The organism is Stutzerimonas chloritidismutans, from assembly GCF_020783375.1.
In the GTDB taxonomy this organism is placed as follows: Bacteria; Pseudomonadota; Gammaproteobacteria; order Pseudomonadales; family Pseudomonadaceae; genus Stutzerimonas; species Stutzerimonas kunmingensis.
The window spans coordinates 3,673,089-3,690,714 of sequence record NZ_CP086067.1 but is presented as its reverse complement, the minus strand read 5'-3'; the positions used below and the strand labels follow the sequence as shown (position 1 = coordinate 3,690,714).

The following is a 17,626-nucleotide window of genomic DNA, read 5'->3' as shown; positions in this document are numbered from 1 at the left end:
CGCGGCGCCCGGCACTGGCCGGGTGTCGCAGGTCCGTGAGGAGGAAAGGCCTTGAAAGACTTGCTGAATCTGTTGAAAAACCAGGGTCAAATCGAAGAGTTCGATGCCATCAAGATTGCCCTGGCTTCGCCCGAGATGATCCGTTCCTGGTCCTTCGGTGAAGTAAAGAAGCCGGAAACCATCAACTACCGTACGTTCAAGCCGGAGCGCGACGGTCTGTTCTGCGCCAAGATCTTTGGTCCGGTAAAGGACTACGAGTGCCTGTGCGGTAAGTACAAGCGCCTCAAGCACCGCGGTGTCATCTGCGAGAAGTGTGGTGTGGAAGTCGCACTGGCCAAGGTACGCCGCGAGCGCATGGCGCACATCGAGCTGGCTTCGCCGGTTGCCCACATTTGGTTCCTGAAGTCGCTGCCGTCCCGTATCGGTCTGCTGCTGGACATGACTCTGCGCGACATCGAGCGCGTGCTCTATTTCGAAAGCTATGTCGTCATCGATCCGGGCATGACTACCCTGGAAAAGGGTCAGCTGCTTAATGACGAGCAGTACTTCGAAGCGCTGGAAGAGTTCGGTGACGACTTCGATGCCCGCATGGGTGCCGAGGCTGTGCGCGAGCTGTTGATCCAGATCGACCTGGAGCACGAAATCGGTCGCCTGCGCGAGGAAATCCCGCAGACCAACTCCGAAACCAAGATCAAGAAGCTCTCCAAGCGGCTGAAGCTGATGGAAGCGTTCCACGGCTCGGGCAACCTGCCGGAGTGGATGATCCTCACCGTGCTGCCAGTACTGCCGCCGGATCTGCGTCCGTTGGTTCCGCTGGATGGCGGTCGTTTCGCGACTTCGGATCTCAACGATCTGTATCGCCGCGTGATCAACCGTAACAACCGTTTGAAGCGTCTGCTCGACCTGTCGGCGCCGGACATCATCGTGCGCAACGAGAAGCGCATGCTGCAGGAAGCCGTCGATGCGTTGCTGGATAACGGCCGGCGCGGTCGAGCCATCACCGGCTCGAACAAGCGTCCGCTGAAGTCCCTGGCTGACATGATCAAGGGTAAGCAGGGTCGCTTCCGTCAAAACCTGCTCGGTAAGCGCGTGGACTACTCCGGTCGTTCCGTGATCACCGTGGGCCCGACTCTGCGTCTGCATCAGTGCGGTCTGCCGAAGAAGATGGCTCTCGAGCTATTCAAGCCGTTCATTTTCGGCAAGCTCGAAATGCGCGGCATGGCCACCACCATCAAGGCGGCCAAGAAGATGGTAGAGCGCGAGCTGCCCGAGGTCTGGGACGTTCTCGCCGAAGTCATTCGCGAACACCCCGTGCTGCTCAACCGCGCACCGACCCTGCACCGTCTGGGTATCCAGGCGTTTGAGCCGGTGCTGATCGAAGGCAAGGCGATTCAGCTGCACCCGCTGGTCTGCGCCGCGTACAACGCCGACTTCGACGGTGACCAGATGGCCGTGCACGTGCCGCTGACCCTGGAAGCCCAGCTCGAAGCGCGCGCGCTGATGATGTCGACCAACAACATCCTTTCGCCAGCGAACGGCGAGCCGATCATCGTTCCGTCGCAGGACGTGGTTCTGGGTCTGTACTACATGACCCGTGAAGCCATCAACGCGAAGGGTGAAGGCCGGGTCTTCGCGGATCTGCAGGAAGTCGACCGTGTCTTCCGCGCCGGCGAAGCGTCGCTGCACGCCCGGGTGAAGGTGCGCATCAACGAAACCATCAAGGATCGTGACGGCAGCATCACCAAGAACACCCGTATCGTCGACACCACTGTTGGTCGCGCGCTGCTGTTCCAGATCGTGCCGGCCGGCCTGTCGTTCGACGTGGTCAACCAGCCGATGAAGAAGAAGGCAATCTCCAAGCTGATCAACCTGTGCTACCGCACTGTTGGCCTGAAGGACACTGTGATCTTCGCCGACCAGCTGATGTACACCGGTTTCGCCTACTCGACTATCTCCGGTGTTTCCATCGGCGTGAATGACTTCGTCATTCCGGATGAGAAGGCACGCATCATCGATGCGGCAACCGAGGAAGTTAAGGAGATCGAAAGCCAGTACGCTTCCGGCCTGGTAACCCAGGGCGAGAAGTACAACAAGGTGATCGACCTTTGGTCCAAGGCCAACGATGAAGTTTCCAAGGCGATGATGGCCAACCTCTCCAAGGAGAAGGTCATTGATCGTGATGGTAACGAAGCCGAGCAGGACTCGTTCAACTCGATGTACATGATGGCCGACTCGGGCGCGCGGGGTTCCGCTGCGCAGATTCGTCAGCTCGCCGGCATGCGTGGTCTGATGGCCAAGCCGGACGGCTCGATCATCGAAACGCCGATTACCGCGAATTTCCGTGAAGGTCTGAACGTACTCCAGTACTTCATCTCCACTCACGGTGCTCGTAAGGGTCTGGCGGATACCGCTCTGAAAACCGCGAACTCCGGTTACCTGACTCGTCGTCTCGTCGATGTCGCGCAGGATCTGGTCGTTACCGAAGTGGATTGCGGTACCGAGCAGGGCCTGTTCATGACCCCGCACATTGAGGGTGGTGACGTAGTCGAGCCGCTGGGTGAGCGCGTTCTCGGTCGTGTGATTGCGCGTGATGTACTCAAGCCGGGCACCGACGATGTGCTGGTGCCGGCCGGTACGCTGGTTGACGAGCAGTGGGTCGACTTCATCGAGTTGAACAGCATCGACGAAGTGGTCGTGCGCTCGCCTATTTCCTGCGAAACCCGCTACGGTATCTGCGCCAAGTGCTACGGCCGCGACCTGGCCCGCGGGCATCAGGTGAACATCGGTGAGGCGGTGGGCGTTATCGCTGCTCAGTCCATCGGTGAGCCGGGTACCCAGCTGACCATGCGTACGTTCCACATTGGTGGTGCGGCCAGCCGTACTTCTGCTGTCGACAACGTCATGGTTAAGAACGGCGGCACCATTCGTCTGCATAACCTGAAACACGTAGAACGTGCCGATGGTGCGCTGGTGGCGGTATCCCGCTCCGGTGAGCTGGCGGTGGCCGACGACTTCGGTCGTGAGCGCGAGCGCTACAAGCTGCCGTACGGCGCGGTGATTTCCGTCAAGGAAGGCGACAAGGTCGATGCGGGTGCTGTGGTCGCCAAGTGGGACCCGCACACTCACCCGATCGTCACCGAGATGAAGGGTGTCGTGACCTTCGTCGGCATGGAAGAGAACATCACCATCAAGCGCCAGACCGACGAGTTGACCGGTCTGACCAACATCGAAGTGATGGATCCGAAGGACCGTCCGGCATCGGGCAAAGACATTCGCCCAGCGATCAAGATGGTCGACGCCAATGGTAAGGAACTGCTGCTGCCGGGTACCGACGTGCCTGCTCAGTACTTCCTGCCGGCTAACGCCCTGGTGGGTGTGGCTGACGGTGCCGAGATCAACGTGGGTGACGTCATCGCACGTATCCCGCAGGAAACATCGAAGACCCGCGATATCACCGGTGGTCTGCCGCGCGTTGCTGACTTGTTCGAAGCACGTCGTCCGAAGGAGCCGTCCATCCTGGCGGAAATCAGCGGTACGATTTCCTTCGGTAAGGAAACCAAGGGCAAGCGCCGCCTGGTGATCACGCCTACAGACGGCAGCGATCCGTACGAGGAACTGATTCCGAAGTGGCGTCACCTGAACGTCTTCGAAGGCGAGCAGGTGAACAAGGGCGAGGTCATCTCTGATGGCCCGAGCAACCCGCATGACATCCTTCGTCTCTTGGGTGTCAGTGCGCTGGCCAAGTACATCGTCAATGAAATTCAGGACGTGTACCGTCTGCAAGGCGTGAAGATCAACGACAAGCACATCGAGACCATCCTGCGGCAAATGCTGCGCAAGGTTGAGATCAGTGAGTCGGGCGATTCCAGCTTCATCAAGGGTGACCAGATGGAGCTGACCCAGGTATTGGAAGAAAACGAGCGTTTGAGCGACGACGACAAGTTCGTCTCCAAGTACGTCCGCGTTCTTCTGGGTATCACCAAGGCATCGTTGTCGACCGAGTCGTTCATTTCTGCGGCGTCGTTCCAGGAAACAACGCGTGTTCTGACCGAGGCTGCCGTTACTGGCAAGCGCGATTATCTGCGCGGTCTCAAGGAGAACGTAGTCGTGGGTCGCCTGATTCCAGCTGGTACGGGCCTGCAGTATCACAGCGAGCGTAAGCGCAAGCGTGAAGCCGACAAGCCCGTTCGTGTGAGCGCCGATGAGGTCGAAGCAGCTCTGACCGAGGCGTTGAACTCCAGCGGTAACTAAAGTGCTTGGCCTCGGTTACAAGCCGGGGCCTGCCTTGACGGTGGGCGAGAAGCTCTTTAGACTCTCGTACCCCTAATTTGGCGGGGCTTCGTGCCCTGCCATTTTTCGTTTGTGTCGAAAGACAACAGTGGAGCTAGTAGATGGCAACTATCAACCAGCTGGTACGTCAGCCGCGTAAGCGGGTCGTCGAGAAAAGCGACGTCCCTGCGCTGCAAAACTGCCCGCAACGTCGTGGCGTGTGCACTCGTGTGTACACCACCACGCCGAAGAAACCGAACTCCGCACTGCGTAAAGTGTGCCGTGTTCGTCTGACCAATGGCTATGAAGTCGCCTCGTACATCGGCGGTGAAGGTCACAACCTGCAAGAGCACAGCGTAGTGCTGATCCGTGGCGGTCGTGTAAAAGACCTTCCGGGTGTGCGTTACCACACCGTGCGCGGCTCGCTGGATACTTCCGGCGTGAAAGACCGTAAGCAGGGTCGTTCCAAGTACGGCGCCAAGCGTCCGAAGTAAGCAGCATTTCTATTTATTTGAGTCGATAAGAGTAAGGTCGGACGTAGCCTGCGCGTTACCGTTCCGAGCTAACCTGAAGACCGTTTGAGGGCTTATCAATGCCAAGACGTCGTGTAGCAGCCAAGCGCGAGATCCTTGACGATCCGAAATACGGAAGTCTGATCCTGGCCAAGTTCATGAACCACGTGATGGAAAGCGGCAAGAAAGCCGTTGCCGAGCGTATCGTTTATGGTGCCTTGGACAAGGTGAAGGAGCGCAAGAACAGCGATCCCCTGGAAATCTTCGAAAAAGCACTCGATGCCATCGCTCCGCTGGTCGAAGTCAAGTCCCGCCGTGTTGGCGGTGCTACCTATCAGGTTCCGGTCGAAGTTCGTCCTTCCCGTCGCAATGCGCTGGCCATGCGCTGGCTGGTAGATGCCGCGCGTAAGCGTGGCGAGAAATCCATGGCGCTGCGCCTTGCTGGCGAGCTGATGGATGCTTTTGAAGGTAAAGGCGCTGCAGTCAAGAAGCGCGAAGATGTCCACCGTATGGCTGAAGCCAACAAGGCCTTCTCGCACTACCGCTTCTAAATCAAGCGCAACTTTTACGAGGACCTTATTGTGGCCCGTACTACCCCTATCAATCGCTACCGTAACATCGGTATCTGTGCCCACGTAGACGCGGGCAAGACCACCACCACGGAGCGGATTCTGTTCTATACCGGCCTCAGCCATAAGATGGGTGAAGTGCACGACGGCGCAGCGACTACCGACTGGATGGTTCAGGAGCAGGAGCGTGGTATTACCATTACCTCTGCTGCTGTAACGACCTTCTGGCAGGGTTCGCGCGGTCAGTACGACAAGTACCGCGTCAACGTCATCGATACACCTGGTCACGTTGACTTCACCATCGAGGTGGAGCGCTCGCTCCGCGTTCTCGATGGTGCTGTGGTTGTGTTCTGTGGTACCTCCGGCGTTGAGCCGCAGTCTGAAACCGTATGGCGTCAGGCCAACAAGTACGGTGTGCCGCGTATCGTTTACGTGAACAAGATGGACCGTCAGGGCGCCAACTTCCTGCGTGTCGTCGGCCAGATCAAGCAGCGCCTGGGGCACACTCCGGTGCCGGTTCAGCTCGCCATTGGTTCCGAAGAGAACTTCGAAGGTCAGATCGATCTGATCAAGATGAAGGCCATCTACTGGAACGATGAGGACAAGGGAACCAGCTACCGTGAGGAAGAAATTCCGGCAGAGCTGATGGAACTCGCCGAAGAGTATCGCTCGAACATGATCGAGGCTGCGGCCGAGGCCAATGAAGAGCTGATGAACAAGTATCTCGAAGGTGGTGAGTTGACCGTCGAAGAGATCAAGGCTGGTCTGCGTCAGCGCACCATTGCTTGTGAAATCGTTCCTGCGGTCTGTGGCTCCTCGTTCAAGAACAAGGGCGTGCCTCTGGTTCTCGATGCCGTTATCGACTTCCTGCCTGCGCCGACTGAAATTCCCGCTATCCAGGGCGTAAACCCGGATAACGAAGAGCTGACCGATGAGCGTTACGCCAACGATGAAGAGCCTTTCTCCGCTCTGGCGTTCAAGATCGCTACCGACCCCTTCGTCGGTACCTTGACCTTCGCTCGCGTCTACTCCGGCGTTCTCTCTTCCGGTGACTCGGTGATGAACTCGGTCAAGGGCAAGAAGGAGCGCGTGGGTCGGATGGTGCAGATGCACGCCAACCAGCGTGAAGAGATCAAGGAGTGTCGCGCGGGTGATATTGCTGCTCTGATCGGCATGAAGGATGTCACCACGGGTGACACGCTCTGCTCGATCGACAAGCCGATCATTCTCGAGCGCATGGACTTCCCTGAGCCGGTAATTTCGGTAGCCGTTGAGCCGAAGACCAAGGCTGACCAGGAGAAGATGGGTATCGCGCTGGGCAAGCTGGCTCAGGAAGATCCATCGTTCCGTGTTCAGACCGACGAAGAAACTGGTCAGACCATCATCTCGGGTATGGGTGAGCTTCACCTCGACATCCTTGTCGATCGTATGCGTCGCGAGTTCAACGTCGAAGCCAACATCGGCAAGCCGCAGGTGTCTTACCGCGAAACTATCACCAAGGACAATGTCGAGATCGAAGGTAAGTTCGTTCGTCAGTCCGGTGGTCGCGGCCAGTTCGGTCATTGCTGGATCCGTTTCTCCACTCCAGACGTGGATGAAAAGGGCAATATCACTGAAGGCTTGGTGTTCACCAACGAAGTGGTAGGTGGTGTGGTTCCGAAGGAATACATCCCGGCGATCCAGAAGGGTATCGAAGAGCAGATGAAGAACGGCGTTGTCGCCGGCTATCCGCTGATCGGCCTGAAGGCTACCGTGTTCGATGGTTCCTACCATGACGTCGACTCTAACGAGATGGCGTTCAAGGTTGCAGCTTCCATGGCGACCAAGCAGCTGGCCGGTAAGGGCGGCGGTAAAGTGCTTGAGCCGATCATGAAGGTTGAAGTAGTGACCCCTGAAGACTACATGGGCGATGTAATGGGTGACCTGAACCGTCGTCGTGGTCTGATCCAGGGTATGGAAGACTCGGTCTCCGGCAAGGTTATCCGTGCCGAGGTTCCGCTTGGGGAAATGTTCGGTTATGCAACCGACGTTCGTTCCATGTCTCAGGGTCGCGCGAGCTACTCCATGGAATTCTCCAAATACGCTGAGGCGCCGGCGAATATCGTCGAGACGCTCGTCAAAAAACAAGGTTGATTCAGCCCTTTAAGTAAGAGGTTTACTGTCGTGGCTAAGGAAAAGTTCGAACGTAACAAACCGCACGTCAACGTCGGCACCATTGGTCACGTCGACCATGGCAAGACCACTCTGACTGCCGCTCTGACTCGCGTGTGCTCCGAAGTTTTCGGCTCCGCTCGTGTCGACTTCGACAAGATCGATAGCGCGCCGGAAGAGAAGGCTCGCGGTATCACCATCAACACCGCTCACGTAGAGTACGACTCCAATGTCCGTCACTACGCGCATGTTGACTGCCCGGGTCACGCTGACTATGTGAAGAACATGATCACCGGTGCTGCCCAGATGGATGGTGCGATCCTGGTTTGCTCCGCTGCTGACGGCCCCATGCCGCAGACTCGCGAGCACATCTTGCTGTCCCGTCAGGTGGGTGTTCCGTACATCGTCGTGTTCCTGAACAAGGCCGACATGGTCGACGACGCCGAGTTGCTCGAGCTGGTCGAAATGGAAGTTCGTGATCTGCTGTCGACCTATGATTTCCCGGGTGACGACACGCCGATCATCATCGGTTCCGCGCTGATGGCGCTGAATGGCGAAGATGACAACGAGCTGGGCACTACTGCGGTCAAGAAGCTGGTCGAGACTCTGGATACCTACATCCCTGAGCCGGTTCGCGCCATCGACAAGCCGTTCCTGATGCCGATCGAAGACGTGTTCTCCATTTCCGGTCGCGGTACCGTTGTGACTGGTCGTGTTGAGCGCGGCATCGTCAAGGTTCAGGAAGAAATCGAGATCGTTGGTCTGCGTGATACCACCAAGACCACCTGTACCGGTGTAGAAATGTTCCGCAAGCTGCTCGACGAAGGTCGTGCCGGTGAGAACTGCGGCGTTCTGCTGCGTGGTACCAAGCGTGATGACGTCGAGCGTGGTCAGGTTCTGGCCAAGCCGGGCACCATCAAGCCGCACACCAAGTTTGAAGCCGAAGTGTACGTTCTGTCCAAGGAAGAGGGTGGTCGCCACACCCCGTTCTTCAAGGGCTATCGTCCGCAGTTCTACTTCCGTACCACCGACGTGACCGGTTCGTGCGAACTGCCGGAAGGCGTTGAGATGGTAATGCCGGGCGACAACGTGAAAATGGTTGTCACCCTGATCAAGCCGATTGCCATGGAAGACGGCCTGCGCTTCGCAATTCGCGAAGGTGGTCGTACCGTTGGTGCCGGCGTGGTTGCCAAGATCGTCGAGTAATAATTGACGATGATGAAAAAGGCCCCCTCGGGGGCCTTTTTCTATTGTTGATCATTTATTGACACCCTATGGGCGCATCCGTACAATTGCGCCTCCTTTTACCGGGGGTATTGCGCCTGGTAGGGTGGCTACTTGGAGTCTGAGGTCAAAATGCAAAACCAACAAATCCGTATTCGGTTGAAGGCTTTTGACCATCGCCTGATCGATCAATCAACCCAGGAAATCGTGGAAACCGCGAAACGTACTGGTGCTCAGGTGCGTGGTCCGATTCCGCTGCCAACCCGCAAAGAGCGGTTCACTGTGCTGGTCTCCCCGCACGTCAATAAAGACGCGCGCGATCAGTATGAAATTCGAACCCACAAGCGTGTGCTGGACATTGTTCAGCCGACCGACAAAACCGTCGATGCGCTGATGAAGCTCGATCTTGCGGCTGGTGTGGAAGTGCAGATCAGCCTCGGCTAAAACCTGAGAGTTTTAGTCGTGTAACGCTCTGAAATGGGCGGCCATAGCGGGTGAAAGCCCCGTACACTCAAGAGGTTTCAAAATGACTATTGGTGTAGTCGGTCGCAAATGCGGTATGACCCGCGTTTTCACCGAGGATGGTGTCTCTATTCCGGTTACGGTCATCGAGATCGAGCCGAATCGCGTCACTCAGTTCAAGAATGAAGAGAGCGATGGCTATCGTGCAGTGCAGGTCACTGTCGGCGAGCGTCGCGCGTCCCGTGTTACCAAGGCTCAGGCCGGTCACTTCGCTAAAGCGAATGTTGCTGCTGGTCGTGGCGTCTGGGAATTCCGCCTCGATGGCGAGGAGTTCCAGGCTGGTGACCAGATCAACGCTGAGATTTTCCAGGCTGGGCAGATGGTGGATGTCACCGGTCAGTCCAAGGGTAAAGGCTTCGCCGGTACCATCAAGCGCTGGAACTTCCGTGGTCAGGACAATACCCACGGTAACTCCGTATCCCACCGCGTCCCGGGCTCTATCGGTCAGTGCCAGACCCCAGGTCGTGTATTCAAGGGCAAGAAGATGTCCGGGCACATGGGCGCCGAGCGCGTAACCGTGCAGTCTCTGGAAATCGTGCGTGTCGATGCTGAGCGGAATCTGCTTTTGGTGAAGGGCGCAGTGCCCGGTGCCACTGGTGGTGACGTGCTCGTGCGTCCGGCCGCCAAGGCTCGCGGTTAAGGGGGAGTTCACATGCAATTGAATGTAAATGGCGCACAGGCCATCGAAGTCTCCGATCGCACCTTTGGTGGTGAGTTCAACGAGACGCTGGTGCACCAGGCAGTCGTCGCCTACATGGCCGGCGGTCGTCAGGGTAGCAAGCAGCAGAAAACCCGCTCCGATGTGTCCGGTGGTGGCAAGCGTCCGTGGCGCCAGAAGGGCACAGGTCGTGCTCGTGCTGGTACCAGCCGTGGCCCGATCTGGCGTGGCGGTGGCGTAACTTTCGCCGCTCGCCCGCAGAATCATGATCAGAAGCTGAACAAGAAGATGTATCGCGCTGCGCTGCGTTCCATTCTTGCTGAGCTGGTCCGCTCCGAGCGTCTGGTTGTCGTAGAAGATTTCGCCGTCGACGCGCCGAAAACCAAAGTGCTTGCTAGCAAGCTCAATGGTATGGGCCTGAGCGATGTGCTGATCGTTTCCGATGCTGTCGATCAGAACCTGTACCTGGCTGCGCGCAACCTGCCGCATGTCGATGTGCGTGATGTCCAGGGTTCCGATCCGGTCAGCCTGATCGCCTATGACAAGGTGTTGATCACCGTGTCGGCTGTGAAGAAATTCGAGGAGCTGCTGGGATGAACCAGGAACGCGTATTCAAAGTCCTGCTTGGTCCGCACGTCTCTGAGAAGGCTACCGTGCTGGCTGACAGCAAGAAGCAATTCGTTTTCAAGGTTGCGACCGACGCAACCAAGCTGGAAATCAAGAAGGCTGTTGAGAGCCTGTTCGACGTGAAGGTCGCCGCCGTCAACACCCTGAACGTTCAGGGCAAGACCAAGCGTACCGCTCGCGGTCTGGGCAAGCGCAACGACTGGAAGAAGGCGTATATCGCGCTTCAGCCGGGCCAGGATCTCGATTTCTCCGGCAGTGCTGAGTAAGGAAGGGGTGCATCATGGCAATCGTTAAATGCAAACCGACTTCCGCGGGCCGCCGTTTTGTGGTCAAGGTGGTCAATCAGGAGCTGCACAAAGGCGCTCCTTACGCACCGCTGCTCGAGAAGAAGTCGAAGACTGGCGGCCGTAACAACAACGGTCGTATCACCACTCGCCACATTGGCGGTGGTCACAAGCAGCATTACCGTCTGGTTGATTTTCGTCGCAACAAGGATGGCATTCCTGCCATCGTCGAGCGTATCGAATATGACCCGAACCGTACTGCGCACATTGCGCTGCTGAAGTATGCCGACGGTGAGCGTCGCTACATCATCGCGCCGAAGGGTGTAAGCGCTGGCGATCAGCTGGTCTCGGGCATCAATGCTCCGATCAAGGCTGGCAACAGCCTGCCGCTGCGCAACATCCCGCTGGGTTCTACCGTTCATGGTGTCGAGCTCAAGCCGGGTAAGGGTGCTCAGATCGCTCGCTCCGCTGGCGCTTCGGCTCAGCTGGTTGCTCGCGAGGGTTCCTACGTGACGCTGCGTCTGCGCTCCGGCGAGATGCGCAAGGTGCTGGCCGAGTGCCGTGCGACCCTGGGCGAGGTCTCGAACTCCGAGCACAGCCTGCGTTCGCTGGGCAAGGCAGGGGCTAAGCGCTGGAAGGGCATTCGTCCTACCGTTCGTGGTGTCGCGATGAACCCGGTCGATCACCCGCACGGTGGTGGTGAAGGTCGTACCTCCGGTGGTCGTCATCCGGTGTCGCCATGGGGCTTCCCGACTAAGGGCGCGAAGACCCGCACTAACAAGCGCACCGATAACATGATTGTCCGTCGTCGCAAGTAACTAGAGGGATACGACAGTGCCGCGTTCTCTGAAAAAAGGTCCTTTTATCGATCTTCACCTACTGAAGAAGGTCGAAGCGGCGGTGGAAAAGAGCGATCGTAAGCCAGTTAAAACCTGGTCGCGTCGTTCGATGATCCTGCCGCAAATGGTCGGTCTGACCATCGCTGTACATAACGGTCGTCAACATGTGCCGGTCCTCGTGTCCGAAGACATGGTCGGCCACAAACTCGGCGAGTTCGCTGCAACCCGTACATATCGCGGGCATGTGGCGGACAAGAAAGGCAAGCGCTAAGGGGTAAGGAAAGATGGAAGTAGCCGCTAAGTTGTCGGGCGCTCGCATCTCCGCCCAGAAAGCCCGCCTGGTCGCCGACCAGATCCGCGGGAAGAAGGTGGGCGAAGCGCTCAACCTCCTGGCTTTCAGTAGCAAGAAAGCCGCCGAGATCATGAAGAAAGTGCTGGAGTCGGCCGTTGCCAACGCCGAGCACAACGAAGGCGCAGATGTGGATGACTTGAAAGTCTCCACGGTCTTCGTCAACGAGGGGCGTTCGCTTAAGCGCATCATGCCGCGTGCCAAAGGCCGCGCTGATCGCATCGTCAAGCGGTCTTGCCATATCACTGTCAAGGTTGCGGACAAGTAACGGAGTCGATCAGATGGGTCAGAAAGTACATCCCACTGGCATTCGCCTGGGAATCGTCAAGGAGCACACCTCCGTCTGGTACGCAGACGGCCGTACGTATGCAGACTATCTGCTTGCAGATCTGAACGTGCGTGAGTACCTCCAAGACAAATTAAAAAGCGCGTCCGTAAGCCGTATCGATATCCATCGCCCGGCTCAAACCGCACGCATCACCATCCACACCGCTCGTCCCGGCATTGTGATCGGCAAGAAGGGTGAGGATGTTGAGAAGCTGCGTCAGGACCTGACCAAGCAAATGGGTGTGCCGGTGCACATCAATATCGAAGAGATCCGCAAGCCGGAGCTCGACGCAATGCTGGTTGCACAGAGCGTAGCTCAGCAGCTGGAGCGTCGCGTGATGTTCCGTCGCGCCATGAAGCGCGCCGTACAGAACGCCATGCGCATTGGTGCCAAAGGCATCAAGATCCAGGTCAGTGGTCGTCTGGGTGGGGCTGAAATTGCCCGTACCGAGTGGTATCGCGAAGGTCGTGTGCCTCTGCACACCCTGCGTGCCGATATCGATTACAACACTTACGAAGCGCACACCACTTACGGTGTGATCGGCGTGAAGGTGTGGATCTTCAAGGGCGAAGTAATTGGTGGTCGCCATGAAGAGCTCAAGCCTCAAGCGCCTGCTCCTCGTAAAAAAGCTGCTAAGTAAGGGGTACGCCAAATGTTGCAACCCAAGCGTACAAAATTCCGCAAGCAGATGACCGGCCACAACCGTGGTCTGGCTCAGCGCGGTAGCAAGGTCAGCTTCGGCGAATTCGCGCTGAAGTCTGTTTCCCGTGGTCGTCTGACCGCGCGTCAGATCGAGGCTGCACGTCGTGCGCTCACCCGTCACGTAAAGCGTGGCGGAAAGATCTGGATCCGCGTGTTCCCCGACAAGCCTGTAACCAAGAAGCCTCTGGAAGTCCGGATGGGTAAAGGTAAGGGTAGCGTCGAGTACTGGGTAGCCCAGATTCAGCCGGGCAAGGTGCTCTACGAGATCGAGGGTGTTTCCGAAGAGCTGGCGCGTGAGGCTTTCGCCCTGGCCGCTGCAAAGCTGCCGCTCGCCACCTCCTTTGTTAAGCGGACGGTGATGTGATGAAAGCGAATGAACTTCGTGAAAAATCCGTTGAGCAGCTGAACGAGCAACTGCTCGAGCTGCTGCGGGACCAGTTCAATCTGCGTATGCAGAAAGCGACTGGCCAGTTGGGGCAGTCTCACCTGCTCTCGCAAGTCAAGCGCGACATCGCTCGTGTCAAGACTGTGCTCAACCAGCAGGCAGGTAAGTGATCATGGCTGAAGCTCAGAAAACCGTCCGCACGCTGACCGGCCGCGTCGTCAGCGACAAGATGGACAAGACCATCACCGTTCTGATCGAGCGTCGCGTCAAGCACCCGATCTACGGTAAATACGTGAAGCGTTCGACCAAACTGCACGCCCACGACGAAACCAACCAGTGCCGTATCGGCGACAAGGTCACCATCCGCGAGACTCGTCCGCTGGCAAAGACCAAGTCCTGGATGCTGGTTGATGTCGTTGAACGCGCCGTCGAAGTCTAAGGGCTAGGGGTCGGAGAAATTATATGATTCAGACTCAATCCATGCTCGATGTGGCTGATAACAGTGGCGCTCGTCGCGTCATGTGTATCAAGGTGCTCGGCGGTTCTCACCGTCGTTACGCCGGCATCGGCGACATTATCAAAGTAACCGTCAAGGAAGCGATTCCTCGTGGCAAGGTCAAGAAAGGCCAGGTGATGACCGCTGTTGTGGTTCGCACTCGTCACGGTGTTCGTCGTCCCGATGGCTCCATCATTCGCTTCGATGGCAATGCTGCTGTTCTGCTGAACAACAAGCAGGAGCCTATCGGCACCCGTATCTTTGGGCCGGTGACGCGTGAACTTCGTACCGAGAAGTTCATGAAGATCGTCTCGCTCGCCCCTGAAGTGCTGTAAGGAGTAGCCGCATGCAAAAGATTCGTCGCAACGACGAGATCATCGTCATCGCCGGCAAAGACAAGGGCAAGCGCGGTAAGGTGCTGAAGGTCCTCGCGGACGACCGTCTGGTCGTTGGCGGGATCAATCTCGTGAAGCGCCATACCAAGCCTAACCCGATGTCCGGCGTTCAGGGCGGTATCGTCGAGAAGGAGGCGCCTTTGCACGTCTCTAACGTCGCCATTTTCAACGGTGAGACCAACAAGGCAGACCGCGTTGGCTTCAAGGTTGAAGAGGGCAAGAAAATTCGTGTCTTCAAGTCGACCCAGAAGCCGGTTGACGCTTGAGACTGCTAGGTAGATAACCATGGCACGACTAAAAGAAGTTTATCGGAAGGAAATCGCGCCCAAGCTGAAGGAAGAACTGAAGCTTGGCAACGTGATGGAAGTTCCGCGTATCACCAAGATCACCCTCAACATGGGTATCGGCGAAGCGATCGGTGACAAGAAGATCATCGACAATGCTGTTGCCGATCTGGAAAAGATCACCGGCCAGAAGGTTGTAGTGACTCACGCTCGCAAGTCCATCGCAGGCTTCAAAGTTCGCGAAGGCTGGCCGATCGGCGTCAAGGTCACGCTGCGCAGTGATCGTATGTATGAATTCCTGGATCGCCTGCTTTCGATCTCCCTGCCGCGCGTGCGTGACTTCCGCGGCCTGAATGCCAAGTCCTTCGATGGCCGCGGCAACTACAGTATGGGCGTCAAAGAGCAGATCATCTTCCCGGAAATCGATTACGACAAGATCGATGCCCTGCGTGGTCTGGACATCACTCTGACCACTACTGCTCGGACGGATGAAGAAGGTCGCGCTCTGCTGCGTGCTTTCAACTTCCCGTTCCGTAACTGATTGGAGTAGGCACATGGCTAAGCAAAGCATGAAGAACCGTGAGCTGAAGCGTCAGCAAACGGTCGCCAAGTTCGCCCAGAAGCGTGCTGCACTGAAAGCAATCATCGCAAGTCCGGAGTCCTCTCCGGAAGCGCGCTGGGAAGCTCAGGTCGCACTGCAGAAGCAGCCTCGTGACGCAAGCGCTTCGCGCCTGCGCAACCGCTGCCGTCTGACTGGTCGTCCGCACGGCGTTTACCGCAAGTTCGGCCTCGCGCGCAACATGCTGCGTCAGGCGGCAATGCGTGGTGACGTGCCGGGTCTGGTTAAGGCCAGCTGGTAATAGAAGCATCCAGGGCCCTGCGGGTCCTGTTTGTTTTTCGTTCAAGCCCCTCATGGGGCTTGATTCGTTTCTGGCAACTCTCTAGAATGCCCGGCTCGCCTGAGCCTTGCATTTTTGTGGGGTTTGCCTGTTGGCGACACGAGCCGTCCAAGGCTTATTTTTTTGTATTAGGAGCTAAGAGCCCATGAGTATGCAGGACCCGTTAGCGGACATGCTAACTCGTATCCGTAATGCCCAGATGGCCGAAAAGTCCGTCGTAAGCATGCCGTCTTCCACTCTGAAGGTGGCTGTTGCCAACGTTCTTCAAGGTGAAGGCTATATCGCGGGATACCAGGTCAGTGGCGACGCCAAGCCGCAACTGTCCATCGAGCTGAAGTATTTCGAAGGCCGTCCGGTCATCGAAGAGCTCAAGCGCGTAAGTCGTCCTGGCCTGCGCCAGTACAAATCCGTTGACCAGTTGCCGAAAGTACGTGGCGGTTTGGGTGTGTCGATTGTCTCCACCAACAAGGGTGTGATGACTGATCGGGCTGCTCGGGCTGCTGGTGTTGGCGGCGAAGTGCTCTGCACTGTGTTCTAAGGGGGGATAAGCATGTCTCGCGTTGCTAAGAACCCCGTCAAGCTGCCTGCTGGCGTCGAAATCAAGATGTCTGGTCAGCAGCTTTCGGTGAAGGGCGCAAAAGGCGCTCTCGAACTGAATGTTCATCCGTCCGTGGAGGTCATCCAGGAGTCTGGTGAGCTGCGTTTTGCTGGCCGTAATGGCGATCAGCAAACTCGCGCCATGGCCGGCACTACCCGTGCGCTGGTCAACAACATGGTGATCGGCGTCAGCCAAGGCTTCGAGCGCAAGCTTCAGCTGGTTGGTGTTGGTTACAAGGCGCAAGCCAAAGGTCAAGTGCTGTCCCTGGCTCTCGGTTTCTCGCATCCGGTGGATTACGAACTGCCGCAAGGCGTTACCGCTGAGACCCCCAGCCAGACCGACATCCTGATCAAGGGTGTCGACAAGCAACTGGTCGGTCAGGTGGCTGCTGAAATCCGCGACTTCCGTCGCCCTGAGCCTTACAAGGGCAAAGGCGTGCGGTACTCGGATGAAGTAGTCCGTCGCAAAGAAGCTAAGAAGAAGTAGGGCATAGCAAATGAGCGTAAAGAAAGAAACTCGTCTGCGTCGCGCTCGCAAGGCACGCCTGAAGATGCGCGAGCTGGAAACCGTACGCCTCTGCGTGTACCGCTCTTCCCAGCACATCTACGCCCAGGTCCTTTCGGCCGACGGCGGCAAGGTCCTGGCCAGCGCCTCGACTCTGGACAAAGAACTGCGTGACGCCGCCACCGGCAACGTCGACGCTGCCAAGAAAGTCGGTCAGCTGGTCGCTGAGCGCGCGAAAGCCGCAGGTGTCACTCAGGTGGCGTTCGACCGTTCTGGCTTCAAGTACCACGGTCGTGTCAAGGCACTGGCTGAAGCTGCTCGTGAAGGCGGGCTGGAGTTCTAAGTTATGGCAAATAACGAGCAAAAGCGCGACGAAGGCTACATCGAGAAGCTGGTTCAAGTTAACCGCGTCGCAAAAACTGTAAAAGGTGGTCGTATCTTCACCTTCACCGCGCTGACTGTGGTCGGTGATGGCAAGGGTCGTGTCGGCTTCGGTCGTGGCAAGTCCCGTGAAGTACCGGCTGCTATTCAAAAGGCTATGGAGGCGGCTCGCCGCAACATGATCCAGGTCGACCTGAATGGCACTACTCTGCAGTACGCCACCAAGGCCGCGCATGGCGCGTCCAAGGTCTACATGCAGCCTGCCTCCGAGGGTACCGGCGTGATTGCCGGTGGTGCCATGCGCGCCATTCTGGAAGTTGCTGGCGTTCAGAACGTACTGGCCAAGTGCTACGGCTCTACCAACCCGGTCAACGTGGTTCACGCCACCTTTAAGGGTCTGAAGGCGATGCAGTCGCCTGAGTCGATTGCTGCCAAGCGTGGCAAGAGCGTCGAGGAGATTTCCTGATCATGGCTAACACCGTCAAGGTCACGCTGATCAAGAGTGTCAGCGGTCGTATCCCCAATCACAAGCTGTGCGTCAAGGGTCTTGGCCTGCGTCGCATTGGTCACACCGTCGAGGTTCAGGATACTCCTGAAAATCGCGGCATGATCAACAAGGCTTATTACATGCTCCGTGTGGAGGGCTAAGC

At 57.5% G+C, this 17,626-nt stretch carries 25 protein-coding genes; all 25 read left to right on the top strand.

The features are described 5' to 3' along the window. Positions 1-51: 51 nt before the first annotated feature. A complete protein-coding gene (gene rpoC, locus LLJ08_RS17310; protein ID WP_014821635.1) occupies positions 52-4,251 on the top strand; it encodes a DNA-directed RNA polymerase subunit beta' in 4,200 nt (1,399 codons plus the stop codon). A 140-nt stretch (positions 4,252-4,391) separates the two neighbouring features. Beyond that, positions 4,392-4,763, top strand: a complete 372-nt coding sequence (gene rpsL / locus LLJ08_RS17305; protein WP_003280832.1) for a 30S ribosomal protein S12 — start codon at positions 4,392-4,394, stop codon at positions 4,761-4,763. Positions 4,764-4,861: 98 nt separating this feature from the next. Next, positions 4,862-5,332, top strand: a complete 471-nt coding sequence (gene rpsG, locus LLJ08_RS17300) for a 30S ribosomal protein S7 (RefSeq protein ID WP_003280834.1) — start codon at positions 4,862-4,864, stop codon at positions 5,330-5,332. A gap of 30 nt (positions 5,333-5,362) precedes the next feature. Further along, entirely contained in the window at positions 5,363-7,483 is a 2,121-nt protein-coding gene (gene fusA, locus LLJ08_RS17295) for an elongation factor G (protein ID WP_228207551.1), read from the top strand. Between the two features lie 30 nt (positions 7,484-7,513). Then, a complete protein-coding gene (gene tuf / locus LLJ08_RS17290; protein ID WP_014821633.1) occupies positions 7,514-8,707 on the top strand; it encodes an elongation factor Tu in 1,194 nt (397 codons plus the stop codon). Positions 8,708-8,857: 150 nt separating this feature from the next. Next, positions 8,858-9,169, top strand: a complete 312-nt coding sequence (gene rpsJ, locus LLJ08_RS17285) for a 30S ribosomal protein S10 (RefSeq protein WP_003186070.1) — start codon at positions 8,858-8,860, stop codon at positions 9,167-9,169. An 82-nt stretch (positions 9,170-9,251) separates the two neighbouring features. Continuing rightward, the gene (gene rplC / locus LLJ08_RS17280; RefSeq protein ID WP_014821632.1) at positions 9,252-9,887 is read left to right on the top strand and encodes a 50S ribosomal protein L3; all 636 of its coding nucleotides are present in this window, start codon (positions 9,252-9,254) and stop codon (positions 9,885-9,887) included. 12 nt (positions 9,888-9,899) lie between these two features. Further along, positions 9,900-10,502 (top strand): 50S ribosomal protein L4, encoded by a 603-nt coding sequence (rplD, locus tag LLJ08_RS17275; RefSeq protein WP_014821631.1) that lies wholly within the window; start codon positions 9,900-9,902, stop codon positions 10,500-10,502. Beyond that, complete coding sequence (gene rplW, locus LLJ08_RS17270; RefSeq protein ID WP_003281842.1) at positions 10,499-10,798, top strand: 50S ribosomal protein L23; 300 nt, start codon at positions 10,499-10,501, stop codon at positions 10,796-10,798. The genes rplD and rplW overlap by 4 nt, the downstream gene beginning before the upstream one ends. 14 nt (positions 10,799-10,812) lie before the next feature. Next, a complete protein-coding gene (rplB, locus tag LLJ08_RS17265; protein WP_003281841.1) occupies positions 10,813-11,634 on the top strand; it encodes a 50S ribosomal protein L2 in 822 nt (273 codons plus the stop codon). Positions 11,635-11,650: 16 nt separating this feature from the next. Continuing rightward, positions 11,651-11,926, top strand: coding sequence for a 30S ribosomal protein S19 (gene rpsS / locus LLJ08_RS17260; RefSeq protein WP_014821630.1), 276 nt, complete (start codon positions 11,651-11,653; stop codon positions 11,924-11,926). A 13-nt stretch (positions 11,927-11,939) separates the two neighbouring features. Then, positions 11,940-12,272: a 50S ribosomal protein L22 gene (rplV, locus tag LLJ08_RS17255; protein ID WP_003103908.1), complete on the top strand. Its 333-nt coding sequence runs from the start codon at positions 11,940-11,942 to the stop codon at positions 12,270-12,272. A 13-nt stretch (positions 12,273-12,285) separates the two neighbouring features. Further along, entirely contained in the window at positions 12,286-12,972 is a 687-nt protein-coding gene (gene rpsC / locus LLJ08_RS17250; protein WP_003289210.1) for a 30S ribosomal protein S3, read from the top strand. Between the two features lie 12 nt (positions 12,973-12,984). After that, on the top strand, positions 12,985-13,398 hold the full coding sequence (gene rplP, locus LLJ08_RS17245; RefSeq protein WP_003281836.1) for a 50S ribosomal protein L16: 414 nt from the start codon (positions 12,985-12,987) through the stop codon (positions 13,396-13,398). Then, the gene (gene rpmC / locus LLJ08_RS17240) at positions 13,398-13,589 is read left to right on the top strand and encodes a 50S ribosomal protein L29 (RefSeq protein WP_003281834.1); all 192 of its coding nucleotides are present in this window, start codon (positions 13,398-13,400) and stop codon (positions 13,587-13,589) included. The genes rplP and rpmC overlap by 1 nt, the downstream gene beginning before the upstream one ends. Positions 13,590-13,591: 2 nt before the next feature. Next, the gene (gene rpsQ, locus LLJ08_RS17235) at positions 13,592-13,858 is read left to right on the top strand and encodes a 30S ribosomal protein S17 (protein ID WP_003293030.1); all 267 of its coding nucleotides are present in this window, start codon (positions 13,592-13,594) and stop codon (positions 13,856-13,858) included. A 23-nt stretch (positions 13,859-13,881) separates the two neighbouring features. After that, on the top strand, positions 13,882-14,250 hold the full coding sequence (gene rplN / locus LLJ08_RS17230; protein WP_003281831.1) for a 50S ribosomal protein L14: 369 nt from the start codon (positions 13,882-13,884) through the stop codon (positions 14,248-14,250). Between the two features lie 11 nt (positions 14,251-14,261). Further along, positions 14,262-14,576 carry a 50S ribosomal protein L24 gene (rplX, locus tag LLJ08_RS17225; protein WP_003304067.1) on the top strand — a complete coding sequence of 105 codons (315 nt, stop codon included), beginning with the start codon at positions 14,262-14,264 and terminating at the stop codon, positions 14,574-14,576. 19 nt (positions 14,577-14,595) lie between these two features. Next, positions 14,596-15,135, top strand: coding sequence for a 50S ribosomal protein L5 (rplE, locus tag LLJ08_RS17220; RefSeq protein WP_003304066.1), 540 nt, complete (start codon positions 14,596-14,598; stop codon positions 15,133-15,135). Positions 15,136-15,148: 13 nt separating this feature from the next. Beyond that, entirely contained in the window at positions 15,149-15,454 is a 306-nt protein-coding gene (rpsN, locus tag LLJ08_RS17215) for a 30S ribosomal protein S14 (RefSeq protein ID WP_014821629.1), read from the top strand. Between the two features lie 184 nt (positions 15,455-15,638). Then, positions 15,639-16,031, top strand: a complete 393-nt coding sequence (gene rpsH, locus LLJ08_RS17210) for a 30S ribosomal protein S8 (protein ID WP_003293036.1) — start codon at positions 15,639-15,641, stop codon at positions 16,029-16,031. Positions 16,032-16,043: 12 nt separating this feature from the next. After that, positions 16,044-16,577, top strand: coding sequence for a 50S ribosomal protein L6 (gene rplF / locus LLJ08_RS17205; protein WP_014821628.1), 534 nt, complete (start codon positions 16,044-16,046; stop codon positions 16,575-16,577). Positions 16,578-16,587: 10 nt separating this feature from the next. Next, the gene (rplR, locus tag LLJ08_RS17200; protein WP_003304061.1) at positions 16,588-16,938 is read left to right on the top strand and encodes a 50S ribosomal protein L18; all 351 of its coding nucleotides are present in this window, start codon (positions 16,588-16,590) and stop codon (positions 16,936-16,938) included. A 3-nt stretch (positions 16,939-16,941) separates the two neighbouring features. Next, positions 16,942-17,442, top strand: a complete 501-nt coding sequence (gene rpsE, locus LLJ08_RS17195; RefSeq protein ID WP_003304059.1) for a 30S ribosomal protein S5 — start codon at positions 16,942-16,944, stop codon at positions 17,440-17,442. Positions 17,443-17,444: 2 nt separating this feature from the next. Beyond that, complete coding sequence (gene rpmD / locus LLJ08_RS17190; RefSeq protein ID WP_003281818.1) at positions 17,445-17,624, top strand: 50S ribosomal protein L30; 180 nt, start codon at positions 17,445-17,447, stop codon at positions 17,622-17,624. Positions 17,625-17,626: the final 2 nt, after the last annotated feature.

Excerpts from the sequence above, each read along its gene's own strand:
- rplX (WP_003304067.1), top strand. The coding sequence starts at position 14,262 with ATGCAAAAGATTCGTCGCAACGACGAGATCATCGTCATCGCCGGCAAA.
- rpsN (WP_014821629.1), top strand. The coding sequence starts at position 15,149 with ATGGCTAAGCAAAGCATGAAGAACCGTGAGCTGAAGCGTCAGCAAACG.
- rpsL (WP_003280832.1), top strand. The coding sequence starts at position 4,392 with ATGGCAACTATCAACCAGCTGGTACGTCAGCCGCGTAAGCGGGTCGTC.
- rplB (WP_003281841.1), top strand. The coding sequence starts at position 10,813 with ATGGCAATCGTTAAATGCAAACCGACTTCCGCGGGCCGCCGTTTTGTG.
- rplR (WP_003304061.1), top strand. The coding sequence starts at position 16,588 with ATGAGCGTAAAGAAAGAAACTCGTCTGCGTCGCGCTCGCAAGGCACGC.
- rpsG (WP_003280834.1), top strand. The coding sequence starts at position 4,862 with ATGCCAAGACGTCGTGTAGCAGCCAAGCGCGAGATCCTTGACGATCCG.
- rpsE (WP_003304059.1), top strand. The coding sequence starts at position 16,942 with ATGGCAAATAACGAGCAAAAGCGCGACGAAGGCTACATCGAGAAGCTG.
- rpsJ (WP_003186070.1), top strand. The coding sequence starts at position 8,858 with ATGCAAAACCAACAAATCCGTATTCGGTTGAAGGCTTTTGACCATCGC.
- rplD (WP_014821631.1), top strand. The coding sequence starts at position 9,900 with ATGCAATTGAATGTAAATGGCGCACAGGCCATCGAAGTCTCCGATCGC.
- rplE (WP_003304066.1), top strand. The coding sequence starts at position 14,596 with ATGGCACGACTAAAAGAAGTTTATCGGAAGGAAATCGCGCCCAAGCTG.
- rplP (WP_003281836.1), top strand. The coding sequence starts at position 12,985 with ATGTTGCAACCCAAGCGTACAAAATTCCGCAAGCAGATGACCGGCCAC.
- rpmD (WP_003281818.1), top strand. The coding sequence starts at position 17,445 with ATGGCTAACACCGTCAAGGTCACGCTGATCAAGAGTGTCAGCGGTCGT.
- rplF (WP_014821628.1), top strand. The coding sequence starts at position 16,044 with ATGTCTCGCGTTGCTAAGAACCCCGTCAAGCTGCCTGCTGGCGTCGAA.
- rplC (WP_014821632.1), top strand. The coding sequence starts at position 9,252 with ATGACTATTGGTGTAGTCGGTCGCAAATGCGGTATGACCCGCGTTTTC.
- rplW (WP_003281842.1), top strand. The coding sequence starts at position 10,499 with ATGAACCAGGAACGCGTATTCAAAGTCCTGCTTGGTCCGCACGTCTCT.
- rplN (WP_003281831.1), top strand. The coding sequence starts at position 13,882 with ATGATTCAGACTCAATCCATGCTCGATGTGGCTGATAACAGTGGCGCT.
- rplV (WP_003103908.1), top strand. The coding sequence starts at position 11,940 with ATGGAAGTAGCCGCTAAGTTGTCGGGCGCTCGCATCTCCGCCCAGAAA.
- rpsQ (WP_003293030.1), top strand. The coding sequence starts at position 13,592 with ATGGCTGAAGCTCAGAAAACCGTCCGCACGCTGACCGGCCGCGTCGTC.
- rpsC (WP_003289210.1), top strand. The coding sequence starts at position 12,286 with ATGGGTCAGAAAGTACATCCCACTGGCATTCGCCTGGGAATCGTCAAG.
- rpsH (WP_003293036.1), top strand. The coding sequence starts at position 15,639 with ATGAGTATGCAGGACCCGTTAGCGGACATGCTAACTCGTATCCGTAAT.
- rpmC (WP_003281834.1), top strand. The coding sequence starts at position 13,398 with ATGAAAGCGAATGAACTTCGTGAAAAATCCGTTGAGCAGCTGAACGAG.